The 22,785-nt window shown below is 35.4% G+C and carries 19 protein-coding genes and 1 tRNA gene; 14 read left to right on the top strand and 6 right to left on the bottom strand.

All coding sequences use genetic code 11. From position 1 onward, the window contains the following. The coding region (locus ACSHW7_RS05150) for a choice-of-anchor L domain-containing protein (protein ID WP_435678242.1) at positions 1–1,498 on the bottom strand (1,498 nt) is incomplete at its 3' end. A gap of 75 nt (positions 1,499–1,573) precedes the next feature. On the opposite strand from ACSHW7_RS05150, the gene ACSHW7_RS05145 reads away from it, so the two are divergent. The 7 genes from ACSHW7_RS05145 to ACSHW7_RS05115 all read left to right on the top strand — a co-directional run bounded on the left by ACSHW7_RS05145 (position 1,574) and on the right by ACSHW7_RS05115 (position 8,209). Further along, positions 1,574–2,521 (top strand): NifU family protein, encoded by a 948-nt coding sequence (locus ACSHW7_RS05145; protein WP_435678241.1) that lies wholly within the window; start codon positions 1,574–1,576, stop codon positions 2,519–2,521. A gap of 190 nt (positions 2,522–2,711) precedes the next feature. Continuing rightward, complete coding sequence (locus ACSHW7_RS05140) at positions 2,712–2,912, top strand: dodecin family protein (RefSeq protein ID WP_435678240.1); 201 nt, start codon at positions 2,712–2,714, stop codon at positions 2,910–2,912. A gap of 153 nt (positions 2,913–3,065) precedes the next feature. Beyond that, positions 3,066–5,105 (top strand): thioredoxin domain-containing protein, encoded by a 2,040-nt coding sequence (locus ACSHW7_RS05135; RefSeq protein ID WP_435678239.1) that lies wholly within the window; start codon positions 3,066–3,068, stop codon positions 5,103–5,105. A gap of 7 nt (positions 5,106–5,112) precedes the next feature. Further along, positions 5,113–5,952, top strand: a complete 840-nt coding sequence (locus ACSHW7_RS05130; RefSeq protein WP_435678238.1) for a mechanosensitive ion channel family protein — start codon at positions 5,113–5,115, stop codon at positions 5,950–5,952. Positions 5,953–6,015: 63 nt separating this feature from the next. Then, a complete protein-coding gene (locus ACSHW7_RS05125) occupies positions 6,016–6,711 on the top strand; it encodes a hypothetical protein (RefSeq protein WP_435678237.1) in 696 nt (231 codons plus the stop codon). A 61-nt stretch (positions 6,712–6,772) separates the two neighbouring features. After that, complete coding sequence (locus ACSHW7_RS05120) at positions 6,773–7,483, top strand: hypothetical protein (protein WP_435678236.1); 711 nt, start codon at positions 6,773–6,775, stop codon at positions 7,481–7,483. A gap of 21 nt (positions 7,484–7,504) precedes the next feature. After that, positions 7,505–8,209: a hypothetical protein gene (locus ACSHW7_RS05115; RefSeq protein WP_435678235.1), complete on the top strand. Its 705-nt coding sequence runs from the start codon at positions 7,505–7,507 to the stop codon at positions 8,207–8,209. Positions 8,210–8,331: 122 nt separating this feature from the next. Here the strand turns inward: ACSHW7_RS05115 and ACSHW7_RS05110 are convergent. The 3 genes from ACSHW7_RS05110 to ACSHW7_RS05100 form a co-directional block, all read right to left on the bottom strand. After that, positions 8,332–8,413: transfer RNA gene (locus ACSHW7_RS05110), tRNA-Leu, on the bottom strand. Positions 8,414–8,490: 77 nt separating this feature from the next. Then, complete coding sequence (locus tag ACSHW7_RS05105) at positions 8,491–8,814, bottom strand: aspartyl/asparaginyl beta-hydroxylase domain-containing protein (protein WP_435678234.1); 324 nt, start codon at positions 8,812–8,814, stop codon at positions 8,491–8,493. Next, positions 8,814–9,200 carry an aspartyl/asparaginyl beta-hydroxylase domain-containing protein gene (locus tag ACSHW7_RS05100; RefSeq protein WP_435678233.1) on the bottom strand — a complete coding sequence of 129 codons (387 nt, stop codon included), beginning with the start codon at positions 9,198–9,200 and terminating at the stop codon, positions 8,814–8,816. Before ACSHW7_RS05100 ends, ACSHW7_RS05105 begins: the two co-directional genes overlap by 1 nt. A 67-nt stretch (positions 9,201–9,267) precedes the next feature. On the opposite strand from ACSHW7_RS05100, the gene ACSHW7_RS05095 reads away from it, so the two are divergent. From ACSHW7_RS05095 to ACSHW7_RS05085, 3 genes are all read left to right on the top strand, one after another. Beyond that, a complete protein-coding gene (locus ACSHW7_RS05095; protein ID WP_435678232.1) occupies positions 9,268–10,656 on the top strand; it encodes a dipeptidase in 1,389 nt (462 codons plus the stop codon). 198 nt (positions 10,657–10,854) lie between these two features. Next, positions 10,855–11,727: a DUF6252 family protein gene (locus ACSHW7_RS05090; RefSeq protein WP_435678231.1), complete on the top strand. Its 873-nt coding sequence runs from the start codon at positions 10,855–10,857 to the stop codon at positions 11,725–11,727. A 193-nt stretch (positions 11,728–11,920) separates the two neighbouring features. Further along, on the top strand, positions 11,921–13,675 hold the full coding sequence (locus tag ACSHW7_RS05085) for a tetratricopeptide repeat protein (protein ID WP_435678230.1): 1,755 nt from the start codon (positions 11,921–11,923) through the stop codon (positions 13,673–13,675). Between the two features lies 1 nt (position 13,676). Here the strand turns inward: ACSHW7_RS05085 and ACSHW7_RS05080 are convergent, their stop codons facing one another. Beyond that, positions 13,677–14,270 carry a PhnA domain-containing protein gene (locus tag ACSHW7_RS05080; RefSeq protein ID WP_435678229.1) on the bottom strand — a complete coding sequence of 198 codons (594 nt, stop codon included), beginning with the start codon at positions 14,268–14,270 and terminating at the stop codon, positions 13,677–13,679. Between the two features lie 270 nt (positions 14,271–14,540). Here ACSHW7_RS05080 and ACSHW7_RS05075 point away from each other — a divergent pair, with 270 nt between their 5' ends. Continuing rightward, on the top strand, positions 14,541–14,906 hold the full coding sequence (locus ACSHW7_RS05075; protein ID WP_435678228.1) for a BlaI/MecI/CopY family transcriptional regulator: 366 nt from the start codon (positions 14,541–14,543) through the stop codon (positions 14,904–14,906). Position 14,907: 1 nt separating this feature from the next. Further along, complete coding sequence (locus ACSHW7_RS05070; RefSeq protein WP_435678227.1) at positions 14,908–17,583, top strand: M56 family metallopeptidase; 2,676 nt, start codon at positions 14,908–14,910, stop codon at positions 17,581–17,583. Positions 17,584–17,693: 110 nt separating this feature from the next. Here the strand turns inward: ACSHW7_RS05070 and ACSHW7_RS05065 are convergent, their stop codons facing one another. Continuing rightward, positions 17,694–18,437, bottom strand: a complete 744-nt coding sequence (locus ACSHW7_RS05065; protein ID WP_435678226.1) for a hypothetical protein — start codon at positions 18,435–18,437, stop codon at positions 17,694–17,696. A 196-nt stretch (positions 18,438–18,633) separates the two neighbouring features. Between ACSHW7_RS05065 and ACSHW7_RS05060 the strand changes: the two genes are divergently transcribed. Both ACSHW7_RS05060 and ACSHW7_RS05055 read left to right on the top strand, forming a co-directional pair. Continuing rightward, positions 18,634–19,734 carry a DUF4407 domain-containing protein gene (locus ACSHW7_RS05060; protein WP_435678225.1) on the top strand — a complete coding sequence of 367 codons (1,101 nt, stop codon included), beginning with the start codon at positions 18,634–18,636 and terminating at the stop codon, positions 19,732–19,734. Between the two features lie 54 nt (positions 19,735–19,788). Beyond that, positions 19,789–22,776: an aminotransferase class III-fold pyridoxal phosphate-dependent enzyme gene (locus tag ACSHW7_RS05055; RefSeq protein WP_435678224.1), complete on the top strand. Its 2,988-nt coding sequence runs from the start codon at positions 19,789–19,791 to the stop codon at positions 22,774–22,776. The last annotated feature ends 9 nt before the right edge of the window (positions 22,777–22,785 follow it).

Raw genomic sequence — 22,785 nt, 5'->3', positions numbered from 1 at the left:
TCAGTATCTCGCCCTCCTTGCTCGTCAAATCGAAGGTCTCGAGACCGTCGCCATCCAAGTCGCACAAAAAATAATCAGAGATAGGAGACGTGATAGAAGGACTGTCGTTGACCTGGAGCTCGAGAGGGACAATACTGAAGCAATTTGTTGCACTTGGATTGTCAACTCTTGCATAAATAATTTGGAAACCCAATACAGTATTTACAAAAGCCGTTGGTGTAGGGATAGGAAAAAATCCTGCTTGAGCACCTGCGAACGAAGTATAGTAAGAAACAGGCTCACCACCAGGGCCAGTTATTTCAAGGTCTTTAGTGGTTAAATCAAAAGTTGCAAAACCGTCATTAGGAAGGTCATCGCAAATATCATACAACGAAGGAGTATTTAAAATAGGAGGAGGTGCAAATTCAACAAAAATTTCGTCAGTCTCAGAACAACCTCCAGAAACAAAAACTTCTAATCTATACGTTCCTGACTGAGTTACAACTAAAGTTGAGTCTGTCGCGCCCGGTATAATATCATAAACCATTGTTATTGGATTAAATCTATACCATTGATATGTACTTGAACCTGTCCCACCTGAAACTAAGCCCACAGTTGTAGAACCACCTTCACATCCAGCATTATCATTAGCAATTGTTAAATCATCACCTAAATCTATACCTATATTAAAAGATCCTCCCTCAAGAAAAACAGCAGCGTCATATTGATCGTCTTGTTCATCTGCAATAACCAACTTAATGGTATATGTATTTCCAACAACAACATTACCCTGAGCAACAAGCGATATAGTTTGTCCATTGAAATCTATTGGCGCAAGATTTTCATCTACATTTGGAACATTAGGGTTTGAAGTTACAAAATTATACTGCTCAAAATATTGTTCATTAATAGCATTACAAATCGTAGTACCAGTGGGGCTAACCTCAGGGTGTACATTTGTAACTTCAATGGGAATAGCGGTTCCAGGAAGAACAGCTAAATTCTGTACCGCACCGGTTATCTGATCAGTTAAAATAAATGCAAAAGCATCAGAAAATGTACATTCAAAGTTTTCATTGTATTCTTCTGAAACAAAAATAAAGTTAAAACTGATTTGGTCTATTTGAGGAACAAAATCAAATTGAATAAATGAAGCATTGTTTGTATTAGTAGCAGTAGTATTTGTTTCTAAATCTCCATCACCTGGCCAAATACCACTGTTTCCCTCACTATTCAAGTCTGTATTAGGCCCTGGAGCACTTGAAGCAGCTCCAGTAGATAAAACAACCCCATTTGTAAAGGGAAATGTTGAACCATTTCCATTAAAAGCGGCAATACCATTTACATCTCCAAAATCTGAACCCGTGCTTTGAATAAAATTAGAAACATCTGCACAAGGACTATTTATTAAAATATCCTCCACAAGCTCCTGCGTAGTCAATGTTTCATCAACAGTGATTTGCGACAACCCCAGAAATGATGTGAAAAAAAGGGAAATGAAGAGTATGTGTTTAATCATAAAGCAGGTTTAATGGGTGTCAAATATATTGAATACATTGATTTTCTTTGTTATTTTTGCAAAAAAAAATGCTCCATGCCTCAATTTAATATAACAGTACAACCCACTAATAACGAAAATATTGTAAAATTTGTTGCAAATTCGTTTTTAACGCAAGCAAGAAGTTTTGAATTCGGCAATATCGAAGAGGCAAAACCAAGCCCATTAGCGCAGCAATTATTCCACCTTCCGTTTGTAAAAACAGTGTATATTTCACAAAATTTTATTGCCATTGAAAAATATAATATTGTAGCTTGGGATAGTGTAAAAGATGAAGTAGCGGCTTCGATTACCGAATACCTAAACAGCGGCGCTCAAGTTATTAGCGAAGCAGAAACTTCAAAAAAAGTACCGGTAACGGTCTATGCGGAGAGCACTCCTAACCCGAGCGCCATGAAATTTGTTGCCAACAAACCGCTGGCTGATGGTACCTTTGAATTTAAAAATATTGACGACGCTGTAGACGCACCATTAGCAAAAGCGTTATTTACCTTTCCGTTTGTCAAGGAGGTTTTTATCAGTTCAAATTACGTATCTATTATAAAATACAACAGTGTTGAATGGATTGAAATTTCGAATGAGCTTCGTTCTTTTATTCGCGAGTTTATTGAAGATGGGAAAAATATATTTACAGATGATTTTCTTCGGAAACGTGACAATGAAATTAAAATTTCCGAAGAAAAAAATGATTCAAAATTAGCGCCACTTCCCACAAACAATAGTGCAAAAAATTATGACCATTCAGAAACCGAAAAGGAAATTATTTCTATCCTAGACGAGTACATAAAACCCGCAGTGGCCAGCGACGGTGGTCACATTGCGTTTGACTCGTACAATCCCGAAAGTAAAACGGTTAAAGTTATTTTACAAGGTGCTTGCAGCGGTTGTCCATCTTCAACAATTACTTTGAAAAACGGAATCCAAACGATGATGCAAGAAATGTTACAGGGACGCGTTACTACAGTTGAAGCAATTAACGGTTAAAGACCTTTTAGACCTCTTGAAATTTTCTTTTTGAATTTTTGAATTTTCAGCTTTATAGTTATTAATGAATTGTTATTTTGTAATTTGAGATTTTAAGCGTAAGCTTCTTTTAACTCAAATTTCAGAAATAAGCGTTATTAAAATTGTAATTTGCCAATAGATTTATTTTTAATTATTTAAAGTAAAAATTATGGCAATTTTAAAGGTTATCGAAGTATTAGCAAATTCAAACGAAAGTTGGGAAGATGCAACAAGAAATGCAGTAAAACATGCTGCAAAAAGTGTTAAAAATATTCGTTCAGTATATATTAACGAGCAGACTGCTGTTGTTGATGGCGCTGACGTTACTGAGTTTAGAGTAAATGTAAAAATTACTTTTGAAGTTAAATAGACGCTGTCTATAACTCCTATAGAATACGCTTTTGAAATAATTTTCGAAAGCGTGTTTTTATTTTCTGAATAGTAGAATAGTATGCGTACAATAATCATTGTATTTCTTTCCTTCTTTGCATTCGCATCATGCAATTCCTCTAAAAAAGACATTGTGGAAACACATCAATTTACAAACATGCTCATAGATGAGACCAGCCCGTATTTGTTACAACACGCTCATAATCCTGTGGATTGGCGTGCTTGGAATGATGAAACACTTGCATTGGCAAAAGAAGAAAACAAACTTATAATTATAAGTATTGGCTACGCCGCTTGTCATTGGTGTCACGTCATGGAAAGAGAGAGTTTTGAAGACACTACGGTTGCTAATGTAATGAACAAACATTATATAAACATTAAAGTAGATAGAGAAGAAAGACCGGATGTTGACCAAATTTACATCAACGCAGTTCAACTCATGACGGGAAGTGCAGGTTGGCCATTAAACGTAGTCGCACTACCAGATGGGCGACCTGTTTGGGGCGGCACCTATTTTAGACAAAAAGATTGGATAAATGCCCTTGAAAGAATACAAGAGATATATGAGCAACATCCAGAAAAATTAATTGAGAATGCCAACAAACTTGAAGAAGGGATTAAAAGCATGGATTTGGTCACTTTTAATACTGACAAAATTGATTATACTTCCTTCAATACAAATGAGATTGTAAAAAAATGGGGTACACAGTTTGACTTAGAATTTGGAGGTCCAAACCGAGCGCCAAAATTTATGATGCCGAGCAACTATTCATTTTTGTTACGTTATGCCAAGCAAGAAAAGGATGAAGAATTGCTGTCATATGTTAATACTACGCTTGAAAAAATGGCCTATGGCGGTATTTATGACCAAGTGGGAGGTGGATTTTCAAGATATAGCGTGGATACAAAATGGCACATCCCACATTTTGAAAAAATGCTTTATGACAATGGGCAATTAGCAAGCTTATACAGTGAGGCCTATGCCGCGACAAAGAACCCGCTATACAAAGAGGTTGTTGAGGGAATTTTATCCTTTGTTAGCGAGGAACTCACAGACAAAAGCGGAGGCTTTTATTCTTCATTAGATGCAGATAGTATTGATGAAAATGGAAACCTGGAAGAAGGTGCATATTATATTTATAGTAAAGAGCATTTGAAAGCTCAAATTGGTGATGACTTCAATCTGTTTAAGGAGTACTATAATATTAATAATTACGGAATCTGGGAGAACAATCATTATGTTTTAATACGAGATAAGAGTGATGCTGAGATTTTAAAAAGTTTTGATATTTCTTTGGAAACACTCAATTCTAAAAAGACCAAGTGGAAAGAGATCTTGTTAGATTTCAGAAACAAAAGAGACAAGCCTCGCTTGGACGACAAGATTTTGACCTCTTGGAATGGATTAATGTTAAAGGGATATGTGGATGCATATAAGGTCTTCGGAAATGAGGAATATTTAAATATTGCGTTGAAGAATGCAACTTTTATAAAAGATAATTTGTTGCAAGAAAACAATGCTTTATTCCGAAATCACAAAAATGGAAAAAGTAACATCAATGGATATCTTGAAGATTATGCTACTGTAATTGACGCTTATATTGCTCTGTACGAAGCAACCATTGATGACCAATGGCTACAAACCGCAAACCAATTAGCCGAATATACATTTGAGCACTTTTTTGATACTGAAAATCATCTATTCTATTTTACGAGTGATGAAGATGCCGCTCTGGTTACCCGAAGCTTTGAATACCGTGACAATGTGATTCCGGCGTCAAATTCAATACACGCAATAAATTTATTCAAACTCGCTCGTTATACAGATAATGCTAAATTTGCAGCAGTTGCAAAACAGATGCTCGCAAATGTAACGCCTGAAATAGAAAAATATCCTGCTGGTTTTTCAAATTGGTTGGATTTGTTAATGAACTATAAATATAGCTTTTATGAAGTTGTAGTGGTTGGGGAAAATGCGAAGGCAAAAGCAAAAGCCATCAATACTTTCTATCTGCCAAATACGCTAATAGCAGGAAGCCAAACAAACGGTGACTCACCACTAATCAAAGAACGATATATAAGTGGAAAAACCATAATATATGTATGCGTTGACAATGCGTGCAAATTACCCGAAACAGAAATCGAAAAATCAATAAACCAAATTAAATTATAAAAAAGAAATGGAAAAGTTTAACGACGTAGATTATTATATAGAAAAATATGGTCAAAAATTAATTGACTTTTTACCAGATTTAGTCCTAGCGCTATTAATGTTATTTATAGGGTTATGGGTCATTGGAATCATCAAGAAACTCGTTGCCAAATTCTTCAAACGGAAAGATTATGATACAACTTTAGAAAAATTTATTGCCAGCCTTATTAACTGGAGTCTTAAAATTGTTCTATTTGTTTTAGTCATTACCCAGCTTGGTGTGGAATCTGCTTCACTTATAGCTATAATAGGTGCTGCGGGTCTTGCAATAGGTTTGGCGCTTCAAGGGTCATTATCTAATTTTGCCGGTGGTGTTTTAATTTTATTATTGAGACCCTTTAAAGTTGGCGATTTTATTAAGGCACAGAGTGTTGAAGGAACGGTTAAAGAAATTTCAATCTTTAATACAAAATTGTTGACCTTCGGAAATCAGGAAGCCATTTTACCAAATGGAAAACTTTCAAACGAAACCATCATAAACTTCACAACCGAAGGAATTAGAAGAGAAAATATTATTTTTGGCATATCTTATGATAGTAGTGTAGAAACGGCAAAGAACATTTTGCTAGAACTTGCAAATGAGCAGGAAATAATCATGAAAGAAGAAGGCAAAATGCCTATGATAGTTATGGCCGAACTGGCAGATAGCTCTGTAAATCTTTCACTCCGTTATTGGGCAACGAACGAAAATTTCTGGAATGCTCGTTGGTATACTTTAGAAGAAGGTAAAAAACGATTAGAAGCAGCTGGAATTTCTATACCATTTCCACAGAGAGACATTCATTTATACCAAAATAATAACAATTAATTAACACTTCTAGGCGCATGCAAGGCGTATTTTTGGAAGCTATCAAAACTTAAAAAAAAATTAATGAAAAATTTATTTATCACCATCCCAGTATTTTTACTATTTACATTAGGAGCATTTGCTCAAAATATGGATAACGTTCAAGTTGAAAAAAGTTATATTTCATCACAAACAACTCCTGTGTTTAAAGGCTATAAAAACACGAGAGGCTCAATTTATCTCAATGAGGAATTTCAGCGCGGTTCTATTTTAATGGACAATCAAATAGTTGCTGCAAATGTGGGTCTTCGTTACAATGTGAATGACGAGCAAATGGAGCTTCTTGAGAACTTGAATAGCACCTCCACTGTCGCTAATGTTGTGACTAAAGACAAAAAATTTTCTATAATTATTGGAAATAAGACTTTTGTTTATTTACCCTCTCCAGATACAGACACTAAGGACGGATATTTTATTGTACTAGAGGAAGGCAAAAATCTTACACTATATAACAAAGTTACAAAGGAGTTTTTTGAAGGAACAAAATCTTTTAATTCTTATTCTAGAGATGTCCCTGATACTTTTAAAGAAAAGGAAAAACTCTATATCTCTAAGAATGAGGGAACTTTGGAAGAGGTTGCTAACTCAAAATCAAAAAGGAGAAAAATTTTTTCTAATAATACCGAACAAATAAAAAGTTACATCAAAGAAGAAAATTTAAATATAAGGAATGATGAAGACTTTGCAAAAGCGATAAAATATGCCAATACTCTTATGTAATTTTCAACATATTTTTTTTTGGCAAAGTATTTGAAGAAAAATAAGAAAAAACAAAAACAAAATGAAAAAAATAATTTTAAGTCTCGTTATTTTAGTAATGATGGCTCCTACAGTAAAAGCTCAATTTGACGGAAAAAAATTCACAAGCGATCTTTTTATACTTGACGAATATATAAAAAGGCAGAATAAAGATATTAATTTTGAAGATAAAGACTCTTATACTGGAACTCCCTACAACAATGAATCCTACTTACCTGGGAACATTTATAAAGATGGAAAACTTCTTGCCGAAAACATAGCGATACGCTATAATGCAATTGCTGATGAAATGGAAATAAAGGAAGGTTTAAACACTTCTGACGATGACGCTAAAGTATTAACAAAGTCTCCTGACATTTTTGTTAAAATAGTTTCACAAATTTTTGTATTTGTTCCCTATCAAGGAGGAATTGAAGAAGGAGGTTATTTTGAAGTTTTACATGAAGGAAACCAAGTTGATCTTTATAAAAAACATATCAAAGATTTTGACGAAGCAAAAAAGGCAACGTCAAGTATTACAAGGGATGTTCCTGCAAAATTTAGTGATGAGCCAGTATATTATTTAGTTACAAAAACAGGTAAATTTTATCAATTTCCAAATTCAAGAAATAGAAAACTGAAAGTTTTTGGGGATAAAGAAAAAATGATGAAGTCATTTGTAAAAGATAACCGCTTAGATTTAAATGTTGAGAAAGATCTTTTGAGAGCCGTAAGACATTACGAAAAACTTTAAAGAAAACATCAATATTAATACATGCATTTTACTTTAAGAAATTTTATTATTTATATCATTTTTGGGACTATAAATTCTTTTGGACAAGGCCTAACCGATATGTCTTTACAAAAGATGAAACTAGCAAATGACGCAAAAGCTGGAATTGTAAATTTTGATGATATAAATAGTTATGTAGGATCTCCCTATGAAAATTATGAATTTGTATTAGGTTCTGTTTATCAAAATGACACATTGAAAGGTAAAGATATTCCATTAAGATTTAATGTTGTTTCAAAACAATTTGAAGTGAAAGAAACACTTTTTACCCCTAATTCTGAAATCAGTAATCTCGAAAAGATTCCAAATCTCATTATCAAAATAAATGATAAAACTTTTGAATTAACACCATTCAATGGGAGTTTTATTCAAGGAGATTATCTAGAAGTTTTATATACAGGGACACAAGTTGATTTATACAAAAAACACTATAAGGACGTACGATATCCCATCAAGGCATCAACATCCCTAACTCGTGATGTACCCGCTAAGTTTACAGATGAGTCAACATATTTCATAGTAACTAAAAGAAAAAAGTTTTATGAGTTACCAAAATCCAGAAACAATAAATTTAAAGTTTTCGGGCAAAAAGAAAATTTAATGGAAAAATATGCCAAAAAAATCAAACTAGATATAAATGAGGAAAAAGACCTTATTACCTTAGTTGAGTATTTTGAAAAACAATAGTACTTTCTCAAAAGATATAAAACCCGCTCTTTAAATGCGGGTTTTTTATTCCATAATTTTAGCTTGAATTGGGCTCAAAACAAAAAAAGCTGACTCTCAAAAGTCAGCTTTTTTATTTTAAGTGCGGATGACAGGAATCGAACCTGCACGCCGTGAAGCACTAGATCCTAAGTCTAGCATGTCTACCAGTTCCACCACATCCGCTTAAAGGATTGCAAATATAAATAATCCTACTAATCTGAACAAACAAAAAAACTCTTTTTAAACATTGTTTTGAACCTTTAAATTCCTAGTTCTTTTTCAAGCTGTTTTATTAACAATTCCGAAGCCTCATTATTCATTTGTCGTAACATTTCAATCATGCTTCGCTTGGTTTTATCATTATATTCAATTACCATATTTTCAATATAAAAATCATAACCCGACTCTCGGAAAAGACTATCACTCCACTTGTTTCTTTGACAATCTATTGTCAAATGAATTCGTTCCATTTCCCCAAAATTACATACGCTATGGGGCACATTAAAATCTCCATACCAACACTCACCCACTCTCATAGGCACTTTTTCATCTCCAATAATAAATTGAACCTTATCATTTGTCATTATGGTGTCATTATGGGAATATGTATTCTAAATATTCCGTCACTATAACCCAACTGATGGTCCGTGTGTTCCTTAACATGACTTCCTGGAGCAAGATTTAATAATCGTACAGCATACTTCTCACATTCAAACGTGTCAATTATTTCTTTAAAATAACGACACTCTTTTACTAATGGTGTATCAATCCAGCTATCACTAAACGGGTCAAACGCTTTTATATTTTGAGCAAGTCCATCACTGGATCGCAACGAAATTGAATTCCAACTCCCCTCATAATCTTCAGCACTATAATGGTTGATAAATCGAGTGTTTTTACAAAATTTTAAATCTTTAAGTAGTAGTTCTTCGGAAAAGAGAAATGGCAATTTTATCGCGTTGTTATTCATAAATTACATCATTAGCTTCCTCTAAATTACTTCTTTTTTGTTAAATTGGGCAAACTAAAACGAAACTATGAAAAGCGCAAAAGAATATATTTCAGAACATAAAGACAGATTCTTAAATGAATTGATAGAACTGCTAAAAATCCCTTCAATTTCAGCAGACCCAGCTTATAAAGATGACGTAGTTAAAACTTCCGAAGTCATTAAAAAAAGTCTAGAAAAAGCTGGTTGCGACCATGTTGAAATCTGTAAAACACCAGGCTACCCTATTGTTTATGGCGAGAAAATTATTGATGAAAATTTACCCACGATATTGGTTTACGGCCACTACGACGTACAACCACCAGATCCTATAAATTTATGGGACAGCCCACCATTTGAGCCAGTCATTAAAAAAACCCAACTTCATCCAGAAGGCGCCATCTTTGCTAGAGGAAGCTGTGATGATAAAGGCCAAATGTACATGCATGTGAAAGCGATGGAATATATGACGGCAACCAATCAACTTCCTTGTAATGTAAAATTCATGATTGAAGGGGAAGAAGAAGTTGGGAGTGAAAGTCTAGGGTGGTTTTTAGAACGAAACCGTGAAAAGCTTGCAAACGATGTTATCCTTATCAGCGACACAGGAATGATTGCAAATGACATCCCGAGCATTACAACGGGACTTCGTGGATTGAGCTATGTTGAAGTGGAAGTAACTGGACCTAATAGAGATTTGCACAGCGGACTTTACGGTGGCGCAGTTGCCAACCCTATCAACGTTTTGACGAAGATGATTGCTTCTTTACACGATGAAAACAATCATATTACCATTCTAGGATTTTATGATGATGTGGAAGAACTTTCAACCGAAGAACGATCTAAAATGGCGGAGGCGCCTTTCAGTAAAGAAAACTATTGCAAAGCGCTTAACATTGAGGATGTATATGGTGAGAAAGGATATACTACAAACGAACGCAACAGCATTCGCCCAACGCTTGACGTCAACGGAATATGGGGCGGTTACATAGGCGAAGGTGCAAAAACAGTCATTGCGAGCCAGGCCTTTGCAAAAATCTCTATGCGACTAGTCCCAGATCAGGACTGGAAAAAAACAACCGAACTCTTTAAAAACCACTTTGAAAACATTGCGCCAAAAGGTGTTAAAGTAAAAGTAAAACCGCATCACGGCGGCCAAGCGTATGTTACACCAATTGACAGTCTTGGTTACAGAGCGGCAAGCAAAGCGTATGAAAACACCTTTGGAAAAACTCCAATCCCGCAAAGAAGTGGCGGAAGCATTCCCATCGTTGCGCTTTTTGAAAAAGAATTAAAAAGTAAAACAATTTTAATGGGCTTTGGTCTGGATAGCGATGCAATACATTCGCCCAACGAACATTTTGGAATTTGGAACTACTTAAAAGGAATTGAAACCATACCGCAGTTTTTTCATTATTTTGCTGAAATGAGTAAATAACATTTAATTTTAACATTATTCAAAAGCCTTAAACATACTTCCGTTTAAGGCTTTTTTTGATTATTAATTTTCAATCTTCGGAAATGTTTCATCCATGGCACATTTCAAAAGATTGAAAACGATATTTAGTTAGGATTAATTAACTATAATCAAGATTAGAATAGTATTTTGCGGCAAATTTAACTAAAATCATATAAAATGAAGCTTACAAAATTACCATTTACCCTACTTTTAATAACTACAATTTTGATTTCTAGCTGCGGAAGCGATGATGAGGCAATTTCAGAGTCTTCATGTTCGGAGCCTACAAATCTATCGATTGTTGAATATAACAATGCCTCGCAAGTAAAATTAGCTTGGGACGCAGATACAACTTCTGAATCTTCATATACGATAGAATATGGCCTTGAAGGTTTTACACTTGGAACTGGAGATGTTGAAATCACCACCGAAAACATGATTACTATTAGTAGTTTAAATTTTAATGCAGCATATGATTTTTACTTAAATCGTGTTTGTTTAGATGGAACAAGTGCCTTTGTGGGCCCAGTAACAAATGGACCTGACAGCGGAACTGCTTCTTTCGCATTAATGACCGCAAATATTGCTGGGGAACAATTTAATGATATGAAACCATTTTTGTATGGAATAACAGATGCTACAAGAGTAGTAACCTTTTCTTCTTCAAACGAAAATTTCTTAGCAATTCAAGGAAATTCCGCGTATACAAATACTAATCTTGAGAATACAAAAGAGATAAATCTTTTTATACCAGAAAGTCAATGGAGTCCAGGCACGTATGCTCTTAAGAGCGACCCAACATCTGGAGGGAATGCCGTTTCGAACGTAAACATCATCTATAATGATAGTAGTACCCCATCCACACAAGCGTATGAGGAAGAAGATGGAAGAATTACAATTACTAATTTTAACACAAACGAGAGGATCATAGAAGGTACTTTTGAGTTTAGATTCAAATTGTATTATGTTGATTCAAATACATATTCTGATATATTACAGTGCCAAAATGGAACATTTAGATACGCACTTGATGCAAGTTATTTTGACTAGTCATAATACTTTTTAAAATCTCAAAAGCCTTAAACATACTTCCGTTTAAGGCTTTTGAGATTATTGATCTTCGGGAATGTTTCATCCATGGCACATTTCAGAAGTAAAGAATCTTTGTCAGTTATTTCCTGCTCAAACGCTTACAGTCACTTTGTTGAAAATCAGCTATCTTTGAGATTCAACTAACAAATAAATGAAAAAGCTTTACATTCTTTATGAAGAGCTCAAACGGCGCAATGTCATAAAAGCGGTGATTTCCTATCTGGTGATTTCTTGGGTTTTGTTGCAGGTAGTTGCCTTGATAGGAGGTATTTTAAATGCTCCACTATGGCTGGGTCAAACGTTATTGATTTCTCTTTTGGTTTTTTTTCCTATTTGGATTGTCATTTCATGGTATTATGAAATCACACCCGAAGGCATAAGAAAAACCAAAAATGTAGTACGGGAAAAATCTCTTTCAAAGAAAACTGGACAGCAGCTCAATAAAATCACCATCTTTTTTTTATTGATAGCAGTGGTTATTTTGGTGGTAGATAGGTTTTCAATGTCAGACAGAATAAAGGAAGAAATTATAGCTACCTATAAGCCTCCACAGCAAGACCAGGCAATTGCTGTTTTACCTTTTTCAGATTTTTCTCAAGACAATGACCAAGCCTATTTCGCAAATGGGCTTAGTGAAGAATTACTCAATTTACTTTCTAAAATCAAACAGCTTAAAGTAACCTCTAGAACTTCATCTTTCTCATTTAAAAATTCAGATTTATCAATAGTAGATATTGCCAAGAAATTAGGTGTAAACTACATTCTAGAGGGCAGTGTACGAAAAAACAAAGACCAACTCAGGATTACCGCACAACTTATTGACGCTGTCAATGACAAACATATTTGGTCCAAAAATTTTGACCATACCGATAACGATATTTTTACCATTCAAAACGAAGTAGGAAAAGCGGTCGTAGAGGCTTTGCAATTAGAAATTTTAGAAGACAGCTTAAAAAGTAGACGGACAAGTAATGAGGCATACGAACTTTATTTACAAGCTAATGAGTTATATAACAATAATAAAGATGTACAATTTAATAATACTGAAATTTTATTAAACAGAGCCATCGCATTAGACAGCACCTACATCCCCGCTCAGTTTTTACTAGCCAAACTTTATCAAACAAAATCAAATTCTGGTTACATGGCATTCGACATTGGTAACGAGAGAGCCTTAGAAATTGTAGAAAAAATACTTAAAAAGGAACCAGACAATGCACTCGCAATAGCTCTAAAAGCAGACATCTCACTATCCTATCAATGGGATTTTAGTAAGGCAGAAGCTCTAATAGACCGAGCCTTAAAACTAGCTCCTTCAAATGCACAGGTTTTAGATTATGCCGGAATATTAGAAACGTCCTTAGGAAATACAGAAAAAGCAATTGTGCTCTATGAATACGCCACAAAACTTGACCCTATTAACTCTCATGTATATTATGGATTAGGTATTGCCTACAACTCTGCCAATCGACTAGAAGATGCCGAAAAAGCGCTCAGGGAATCTATTAAAATAGATGATAATAATTGGGCGAGTCACTTCTATTTAAGTACGGTATTGAGAAGAGCTAATAAACTTGAAGAATCTTTGGTGGCACTAGAAACAGAAAAAGACCCGGGATGGAGAGCGGCCAGCTTAGCCGCTATTTATTATAAAATGAATAAACCTAAAGTTTCAAACACCTATTTAAATATATTAATAGACGAATACAAAAATGAAATGCCCTATCAAATAGCAACAGTTTATGCCATAAGAGAAGAACCTAATTTAGCATTTAAATGGCTTGACTACGCCTATAAAGTACATGATGTAGGATTGAATGAAATTCTTAGCGAACCAGATTTTGGGTATTTACATAAAGACCCAAGATGGAAAGCGTTCATAGACAAACTAGGCTTTTTTAAATAAATTACATTTTCTTTACGTACTCCGTAATAATTACAATTTGCTGTCCATCCACTTTACCTTCAATATAAGTGTCATTTTCGTGGTCCAACGAAATTCTTCGCACCGCTGTTCCTTGTTTTGCAACCATGCTAGACCCCTTTACTTTTAAGTCTTTAATGAGCACAACACTATCCCCAGCTTGTAAAACAACACCGTTCGCATCACGATGCACAAGCGAATTGCTTTTATCCTCCGCATCACCTTCAGCAGCAGCCCATTCCAGTTGCTGCTCTTCCATATATATCATGTCCAATAAATCCTGAGGCCAGCCTTCCTTTTTTAAACGGTGCAACATACGCCACGCCATCACTTGCACAGGCGCGGCAGGATTCCACATACTATCATTCAAACAACGCCAGTGGTTCACATCTCGTTCTTCACTCTCAAATTGTGATTCGCAAGTTGTACAAACATAAATCGCAGTATCTGCGCCCTCAACATACTCTGGCGTTTTAGGCACTTCAAAAACTTTTAAATTCTCCGGTTCTGCGTGCCCGCATAATTCGCATTTGTCTTCTGCTCTTCTTTTAACTTCTCTTTCAATGTCTGAATTCATATATAAAGTACGCAAAACGAAAATTTTAAACCTCGAAGCGATTTTGTTTGTATTAAACCGTAAAAGTAGAAAAACAACTAAGATTACAATGAAAAAACGAAAATAGAAATCAGCAAAAAAATTCATTTAGCAAATACACCCTCAAGAATAGCAATCATTACAATCCCATATTAAATAGTGTTCAATAAAATTTTAATATTTTTAACTCTACATTTGTAGAATTAAAAATTAAACTCTATGTTTGTAGAGTACAATCTAAACTTGTAGAACATGAGCTTAACAAATGCCGAAGAAACTCTAATGCAAATCCTCTGGAAAAAGGAACGCGCTTTTATGAAAGACATCATCGAAGCCTATCCAGACCCAAAGCCAGCAACTACAACCGTTGCAACATTGCTAAAGCGCATGCAGGATAAAGATTTTGTGGACTATATTCAATATGGCCGCTCGAGAGAATACTTTCCGTTAGTGGCAAAAAGAGATTACTTTTCAAAGCACGTAAACGGTCTCATTAAAAATTTCTTTAACAACAGTGCCACACAATTTGCCTCTTTCTTTACCGAAGAAACCAATTTGTCAAAAAAAGAACTCGAAGCGTTAAAGGAAATCATCAACGACCAAATTAAAACCAAATAGCATGGAAGCATATATCTTAAAATCGGCCGCTTGCCTCGCACTATTTTATATGTTCTATAAACTCGTTTTAGAGCAACAAGCCGTACACACCTTTAAACGTTTTTACCTTTTGGGAAGCTTAATCGCGGCAGCAATAATTCCATCCATTGTATTTACCACCTACGTTGAAGCAGCCCCAGTAGTTTTTACAAATTTCCCAATAACTTCGGAAATTGTAATGACCGAAACCAATCAAGTTGTTTTACCAGCCGTCAATTACACACCAATAATTTTTTGGAGCATTTATGGAATAGGAGTACTCATCTTCGGAAGTATTTTCTTCAGAAATTTATTCCAAATGGTTAAAAAAATTCAGCAAAACCCTAAAGAGAAATCCGTTTCGGTGTATCGCGTTTTATTACAAATGGCGACCATTCCCCATACATTTTTCAACTACGTATTTTTAAATAAAACCGATTATCAAAACGGTAACATTCCGCAGGAAGTATTATTGCACGAAGAAGCGCATGCCGTTCAAAAGCACAGTATTGACGTACTTTTGATTGAAATTCTGCAAGTGGTATTTTGGTTCAATCCTATTATTTGGTTGTACAAGCGAAGCATCAAGCTCAATCACGAATTTTTAGCAGACCGTGCCGTTTTAAATACCGGCGCAGATGCTTACGAGTATTCAAATCTTTTACTAGCGTTCTCATCAAACGCCAGCACGCCAGTCTTGGCAAATTCTATTATTCATTCATCAAATCGCCTGTCCACGCTGTTTTCATCAAACACCTTTGGCCAGGTCAAAAAACGACTTACAGTTATGAAAACAACAGCATCAAAAAAAGGAACGCTGCTACGCAGTTTGTTATTATTGCCATTATTGGCAGCATTAGTTTATAGTTTTAGTTCAATTAAAGAAGTGGAAAAAATTTCAAAAAATATTGAATCTCAACAAGCCTATGATAATTGGGACGCTGAAAGGTTAAATGAATTTACTGTTTCCGAAGAAAAACCCTCTCTGAAAGTAACAATTGACAAAAACCTAATCACTGTCAATGAAGTAAAGACTACCATTAATGGTTTTGCAAAAGCCATTGACAATGTGACTGAAAATTGGACCAAAAAAGATTTTCAACTCTACAGATTAAGTATTCAAATTAATTATGCAACTGAGGATTTTAAAACGCAAGTAAATGAGGAATACAGAAAAACAAAACTGCACCAACAAGCAAAGAGTAAAACAGATTTTCTCTCGACTCCCCCAACACCTCCCTCTCCAGTAAGTTTTGACTCGGCAGAAACAATGGATCACGTTATAGCAGTCGCTAAAAAAGGAAAATTCTTTTACAACGGTGCTGAAATTTCAAGCGACAAAGCCATTGAGTTGCTCAAAAACAATCCGGAAATAAATTTAACTACCAGAGGTTTTGATACCGATAGCCCAGTGACGACATTTCAAGATGAGCCAATATATCTTGATGCCAATACCATTAAAATCTTTAGACTATCAGTTGACTTCAACACCGTTATAGTTAATGGCAACCTCTCAGGTTTAGAAACTTTTGCAAATGACGTTGATAAAGCAACCAACGATTGGACAGAAAAAGATTTTAAACAAACACAACCTCGCACTACTTTTAAAAATGCGAATGAGGAATTTTTGAACAAACTGGACAAAGAGTTCAAAGAAACCCGCTATTCAAAAGCGATGGGCGGCATGAGTATTTTTTGGCCTCATTTTAAATGCAAACCAGAACATTTAGCAGCTGGAAATGGGTATCCATTAGTCACAGAATATCAAACTAAAAATCTTTCAAAAGAAGAAATCATCCAAGGGCTTAAAAATGTAAATGGAGAGGCCACTACCTATTATGTGAATGACAACCGCGCAACTATTGACGAATCGATTGCGTTTGTTCAAACAACAAAAATTTCCAACTTCCAAATAGTTGAATGGAACGCTGAAGGAAAAAAAGATGTGTATGTGGGAGATAAAAAAAGTAATAAATTAAGCAGTGATATTCCACCACCACCAACACCTGCTCCAAAAGTTTTGAAAGGAGAAAAAACTAATATTCCCCCGCCACCACCTGCTCCTAAAGCACCAAAAGTCTTAAAAGGAGAAAAATCTAATATCCCGCCACCACCTCCACCACCGCCTGCTCCAAAAGCAACTGAACAAAAAGGGCCAAAGAGTGATAATCAAGCTGCAACCGATTATTTTTTCAATGATAGAAAATCTGAAAATCTTAGTGAACCTCTCAATAAGGAAAGTCAATTTAATGGACTTTCGGAAAAAAAAACAGATATAAAAGAACCTTATGTACGTTATTACTATAATGATAAATTGATTTCACTATCTCAAGCAGGACAATTATTACAAGAAAACCAGGAATTAAGAATTGAAGTAAATGGAAGTACTGGTATAATTACTATTGTTGACAAAATCAATCAGCCTACAAGTTCTAGCCCCCCAAAAGTCTCAAAAGACGAAAAGTCAACTATCCCGCCACCAACTGCAGACAACATTGTGAGTCACATAAAAGTGATGAATCGTCATGGTCCAACCTTTTATTTAGACAACAAAATGATCTCTTTTGACGAAGCATTGAAATATGTGCGCAAAAATAAAAATGCCATTGTCAAAAGTTCTACAGATAAAAATGAAACTCGAATAAAAAGTGAAGAATAATTCAAACGCAAAAAAACATCCTCTTAGGTATAAAACTGAAGAGGATTTTTTTTATTTAAAAAGAAATATAAAACATATACTGCCTTAAAACATTTGGTATATGTAACCAATTATCTTGCTTTGTGAGTTCTTGTTAAGAGGTACCTTATATCATAGACTTCTACCGAGTGAGTTGTTCTAATAAGTACCCTCCCTCCATTTGCTTCCCACGTATTAAGTGTATATGCATTAAATGAACTAAGATAATAATGCTCTTGACCAAGACCTCTGGTAAGCACAAAATCCCTAGTAAATATCTCACCTACAGTGCCGCCAATATCAATACCCAATGTTACTCTAGTATCATTGTTAGTTCGCGGTCTCATTTTAAATTCAATAACTACATTTAGACCATCGCCATTTCTACCTGTAATTTGTTGGGTCGTTTCATCATAAAATGTATCTATATCAATGGGCTTTTGTGTTTCAATTTTGCTTTGGGCATTATTTGGCAAATAGTAAATTCCCGTTGATGGCACTATCCCTGGAGAAGCAGATGTTAATTGTGTATCATTATACACTCCCCATCCTGTATAATCATTGGGATTATTAGCATTGGTATTGAGACTGACCCAATTTGCATCATCAAAAAAATAAAAAGTATTCTCTATGACATCAAAAACCAATAATCCTTGAGCAGGATTGTCAATATCCAATCGCTGAGTTGTTGTCATTCTAGGCACCAATAAACCTCCCTCGGTAGAATTTATATCCAAAAGAGATGACGGATCTGGACTCGTTGTACCTATCCCTACTTGAGCATATAAAGAAAATGATAAAATCAAAAAAGTAAATACACAAAAGTTTCTTAACATAGCTAATTAAATTTTAGATTATAATTTCAAAAATGTTCTTACAAAAAGTCTGACAAATATACTACAAAACTACAATAAACAACACTTAAACCGATTATTTAACTTTTTGTCGGTAATCATTAAATAAAGAAATAATGTAGTTGTAACAAAATGACTGAATTAACGTTTCATAGTATATCACTCAAAATTTTCTGAAATGCTACAACGCTTTTTTATATTCTGCTCAGGTGCAGATACAGACATTCTCAAGGACTGCTCCGCTGGAGAAAATACAAAATATGCTGGCATTGGAGCCACCGTTTTCTTCACCGCAGTCATGGCAGCAATCGCAGGCTCATATGCATTGTACACGGTTTTCGATAATCTTTTTACTGCCATTTTTTTTGGGATGATTTGGGGATTATTGATTTTTAATTTAGACAGATTTATAGTTTCTACTATCAAAAAGAGAGACCATTTTTTTGACGAACTCATCCAAGCATCACCCAGAATTATCCTCGCACTCATCATTGCAATCGTAATTTCAAAACCTTTAGAAATGAAAATTTTTGAAAAGGAAATCAACCAAGTGCTCTTGACTGAAAAGAACCAAATGACCTTAGAAAACAAAGACCAATTGGCGCTTCAATTCACACCGAGTATCGATGCAAAGACTTCAGAAATTTTAAATCTTAAAAAAGAGATTGCTACGAAAGAAACAGAAGTTAATGCGTTGTACAACAAGTATATTTCCGAAGCTGAAGGAACCAGCGGAACCAATAAATTAGGCAAAGGTCCAGTCTATGCTGAAAAGAGACAAAAACACGATGCCGCACTTGCAGATTTCAAAGTATTAAAGGAGGTGAATGAGGCAAAAATTTCCGAAGCCGAAAATGAAATTGCACAGATAGAAACAGATTACGAAACCCAAATAGCAACCACCCAACCCATCATCAATGGTTTTGATGGATTGATGGCTCGAATTACAGCACTTAATAAATTGCCGTGGCTTCCCTCCTTTTTTGTATTCCTGTTATTTCTCGCAATTGAAACTTCGCCCATCATTGCAAAATTACTATCACCGAAAGGTGCTTACGACTACAAATTAGCCGAACAAGAAGGCACTGTTCAATCATGGGTGGCACAACAAAAAGCACAACGTGATATTCTAAAATCCACTGATATTGAAGTAAACAATCGCGTTTATGGCGACATTGCCGAGGAGCAAGCAATCTATGACTATAAGCGTAAAATTGCCCGCCAACTTATGCAAGAGCAAGCCGATGCATTTTACAAAAAACAAAAAAGTATGCTTTAGATTCTATGGTGTGCAAATTGATTTTGACTAATTTGGTTGTGCAAAAAACGGTACATGAAATTAGCAAAAGAAATTGAAGCTGCGGAAGCATTATTGGCATCACATTTTGGTTTAAAAGGTAAATTGTCAAAACTTCCCGGTGATGTAGATTTGAATTATAAGTTTGAATCTGACACTTCTGAGCGGTTTCTTTTTAAAATTTCAACTAGTAATTCTATCTATTTTGAAGATTTTCAGCATAAAGTACTGGAAAATTTGCAAGAAGCTAAATTAGATTTTGAAACTCCCCGCGTACTACACTTTCAAAACACTGAAGACGGAAAATTTTTACGATTGCAATCATGGCTTTCTGGCAGGATTTGGGCGACGATAAATCCTAAAACTGCTGCACTCCGTAAAAATTTAGGGAAGTATTCGGGAGCTATTTCGCAAGCACTAAAAGATTTTGAACATGATGCAGCTCATAGAAAAGATGATTGGGATTTAGCAAATTCGCATTGGACGTTTAAGCATCTTGACAGATTTGAAGGGGAGGAAAAAAATATCATTTCCTATTTTCAAAATTCGTTTCAAAAAATTCAAGATGGCTATGAAAAGCTACCCAAAAGTGTGGTTCACAATGACGTGAATGATTATAATATTCTCGTTTCCGAAGACTTTTTAAACCCAAAAGTTATAGGTATCATTGACTTTGGAGATGCAATTTTTACACAAACCGTAAATGACCTGGCAATAGTCATTTCCTATGCCTCTATGGAGTTGCCCGACCCATTAGAAGCAGCGCTGGACGTCGTCAAAGGCTATAATAGATCTTACAGATTATCGCCCGAAGAGTTGCAATGTTTATATGTTTTAGTGGGGATGCGATTGGTGGTTTCGGTCACAAAATCTTCTATTCGGAAAGAGGCTGACCCATCCAATAAATACCACGTAATCAGCGAAAAACCCGCTTGGGATTTACTTAAAAAGTGGCACGCTATTTCTAGTGAATTTGCACATTATAGCTTTCGTAGTGTTTGTGATTACAATCCCCATCCCAAAGAGGAAATTTTTATGGAATGGGCAAAAAGCCAAGATTTTAAATTTGCAGATTTATTTCCAACGCAACAAAAAGAAGAAGTACATCTTTTAAATTTAAAAGTGTCCAGCACATGGATGGGAAATAGGCATGAATTTAATAATCTCGACCTATTTGAATTTAAAATCAACCAACTCCAAAAGGAAAATCCCACTAAGATAATCGCTAACGGTTATCTTGAGCCACGCCCCATTTACACCTCAAGTGACTTTGACAAAGAGGGAAACGAAGGCCCCGAAAGTCGCACGGTACATTTAGGTATTGATTTTTGGCTTCCTTCGGGAACTCCTGTGAATACTATGTTTGATGGCACTGTTGTAACCGCTAACAATGAAGGCGGTTACAAACAATATGGCGGTTTAATTATTTTGAAGCATAGTATTGACAACCTTTCTTTTTTTAGCTTATACGGACATCTTTCTGCGGAAAGTTCACAAAAATTAAACATAGGAGACACCATTAAAAAAGGTGATTGCATTGGCTTTTTAGGAACTCCTTCGGAAAATGGAAACTGGTCTCCTCATTTACATTTTCAGATTATGTTAAGCATGTTGGGTAACACTACAGACTTTCCGGGTGTTACTTTTCCGAAGCAAACCGAACCATGGAAAAGCATCTGCCCAGACCCCAATTTTCTTTTTAAAAACCCCAACCTTAAAACCCAATTAGACGCTCCGAGTGATAAAATTTTAAATTTCAGAAAAGAGCATTTAGGAAAAGGATTGAGTGTTTCGTATAAAAAACCATTGCACATTGTGCGCGGCGATGGTGTGTATTTAATGGATGCTGAAGGACAAAAATATCTTGACACAGTAAATAATGTTGCACACGTGGGGCACGAGCACCCAAAAGTTGTGGAAGCAGGGCAACAACAAATGTCCATTTTAAACACAAACACACGTTATTTGCATGAAAATATAACGGCGTATGCTCAAGCACTTTTAAAAAAACTACCCAAGGAATTATGCGTGTTGCATTTTGTAAATTCGGGAAGCGAAGCCAATGAACTTGCTCTGAGAATGGCACGAACCGTGACAGGCCAAAAAGAAATTATGGCAATTGAAGTGGGTTATCACGGAAATACAAACGCGGTAATCGATGTGAGTTCGTACAAATTTGATGGAAAAGGTGGAGCCGGTAAACCTGAACATACGCATATTTTACCGTTGCCGGATCCTTTTAGAGGGCGGCATGCTTGGGAAACCTCGGGGAATAAATATTCCAGTTATGCTCAAAGACATATTGAACATCTTGAAATTATTGATGAAAAAATAGCGGGTTTTATTGGCGAACCCATTATAAGTTGTGGTGGGCAAATTGTTCCTCCACCGGGGTATTTTAAAGATGTGTATCAGTATGTCCACGATGCAGGAGGTGTTTGTATTGCTGACGAAGTTCAAACGGGTTTTGGAAGAGTGGGAAGTTATTTTTGGGCTTTTGAAATGCACGATGTGATTCCAGATATTGTTACAATGGGAAAACCTGCCGGCAATGGGCATCCCCTGGGTATAGTTGCCTGCACGCGAGCAGTGGCAGATGCTTTTGCGAATGGGATGGAATATTTTAACACCTTTGGCGGAAATCCTGTGAGCTGTTCCATTGGGAAAGTGGTACTCGATATAATTGAACTGGAAGAACTACAAAAAAATGCGCTCGAAGTAGGAACGTTTCTAAAGGATAAATTGAAAAATTTACAGCAATCGTTCCCCATTATTGGTGATGTGCGTGGAGAAGGTTTTTTTTTAGGATTTGAACTTGTTGATAGCGACAAAAATCCTTTAGCATCTCATGCAACCTATCTCGCCAATAGAATGAGACAAAAAAATATTTTGATGAGCACCGATGGTCCCGACCACAATGTTTTAAAAATAAAACCCCCGATGGTATTCAGCAAACAAAATGCCAAAGAACTCATCATGCGTTTAAGCCAAGTTTTCAAGGAAGACTTTATGAATCAATATTAAAAAACTAAA

This window comes from Patiriisocius sp., from assembly GCF_051252435.1.
Classification (GTDB): Bacteria; Bacteroidota; Bacteroidia; order Flavobacteriales; family Flavobacteriaceae; genus Patiriisocius.
The sequence above is the reverse complement of the archived record's forward strand: the minus strand, read 5'-3'. Positions and strand labels throughout refer to the sequence as shown.

Excerpts from the sequence above, each read along its gene's own strand:
- ACSHW7_RS05145 (WP_435678241.1), top strand. The coding sequence starts at position 1,574 with ATGCCTCAATTTAATATAACAGTACAACCCACTAATAACGAAAATATT.
- ACSHW7_RS05140 (WP_435678240.1), top strand. The coding sequence starts at position 2,712 with ATGGCAATTTTAAAGGTTATCGAAGTATTAGCAAATTCAAACGAAAGT.
- ACSHW7_RS05130 (WP_435678238.1), top strand. The coding sequence starts at position 5,113 with ATGGAAAAGTTTAACGACGTAGATTATTATATAGAAAAATATGGTCAA.
- ACSHW7_RS05125 (WP_435678237.1), top strand. The coding sequence starts at position 6,016 with ATGAAAAATTTATTTATCACCATCCCAGTATTTTTACTATTTACATTA.
- ACSHW7_RS05120 (WP_435678236.1), top strand. The coding sequence starts at position 6,773 with ATGAAAAAAATAATTTTAAGTCTCGTTATTTTAGTAATGATGGCTCCT.
- ACSHW7_RS05115 (WP_435678235.1), top strand. The coding sequence starts at position 7,505 with ATGCATTTTACTTTAAGAAATTTTATTATTTATATCATTTTTGGGACT.
- ACSHW7_RS05105 (WP_435678234.1), bottom strand. The coding sequence starts at position 8,814 with ATGACAAATGATAAGGTTCAATTTATTATTGGAGATGAAAAAGTGCCT.
- ACSHW7_RS05100 (WP_435678233.1), bottom strand. The coding sequence starts at position 9,200 with ATGAATAACAACGCGATAAAATTGCCATTTCTCTTTTCCGAAGAACTA.
- ACSHW7_RS05095 (WP_435678232.1), top strand. The coding sequence starts at position 9,268 with ATGAAAAGCGCAAAAGAATATATTTCAGAACATAAAGACAGATTCTTA.
- ACSHW7_RS05090 (WP_435678231.1), top strand. The coding sequence starts at position 10,855 with ATGAAGCTTACAAAATTACCATTTACCCTACTTTTAATAACTACAATT.
- ACSHW7_RS05085 (WP_435678230.1), top strand. The coding sequence starts at position 11,921 with ATGAAAAAGCTTTACATTCTTTATGAAGAGCTCAAACGGCGCAATGTC.
- ACSHW7_RS05080 (WP_435678229.1), bottom strand. The coding sequence starts at position 14,270 with ATGAATTCAGACATTGAAAGAGAAGTTAAAAGAAGAGCAGAAGACAAA.
- ACSHW7_RS05075 (WP_435678228.1), top strand. The coding sequence starts at position 14,541 with ATGAGCTTAACAAATGCCGAAGAAACTCTAATGCAAATCCTCTGGAAA.
- ACSHW7_RS05070 (WP_435678227.1), top strand. The coding sequence starts at position 14,908 with ATGGAAGCATATATCTTAAAATCGGCCGCTTGCCTCGCACTATTTTAT.
- ACSHW7_RS05065 (WP_435678226.1), bottom strand. The coding sequence starts at position 18,437 with ATGTTAAGAAACTTTTGTGTATTTACTTTTTTGATTTTATCATTTTCT.
- ACSHW7_RS05060 (WP_435678225.1), top strand. The coding sequence starts at position 18,634 with ATGCTACAACGCTTTTTTATATTCTGCTCAGGTGCAGATACAGACATT.
- ACSHW7_RS05055 (WP_435678224.1), top strand. The coding sequence starts at position 19,789 with ATGAAATTAGCAAAAGAAATTGAAGCTGCGGAAGCATTATTGGCATCA.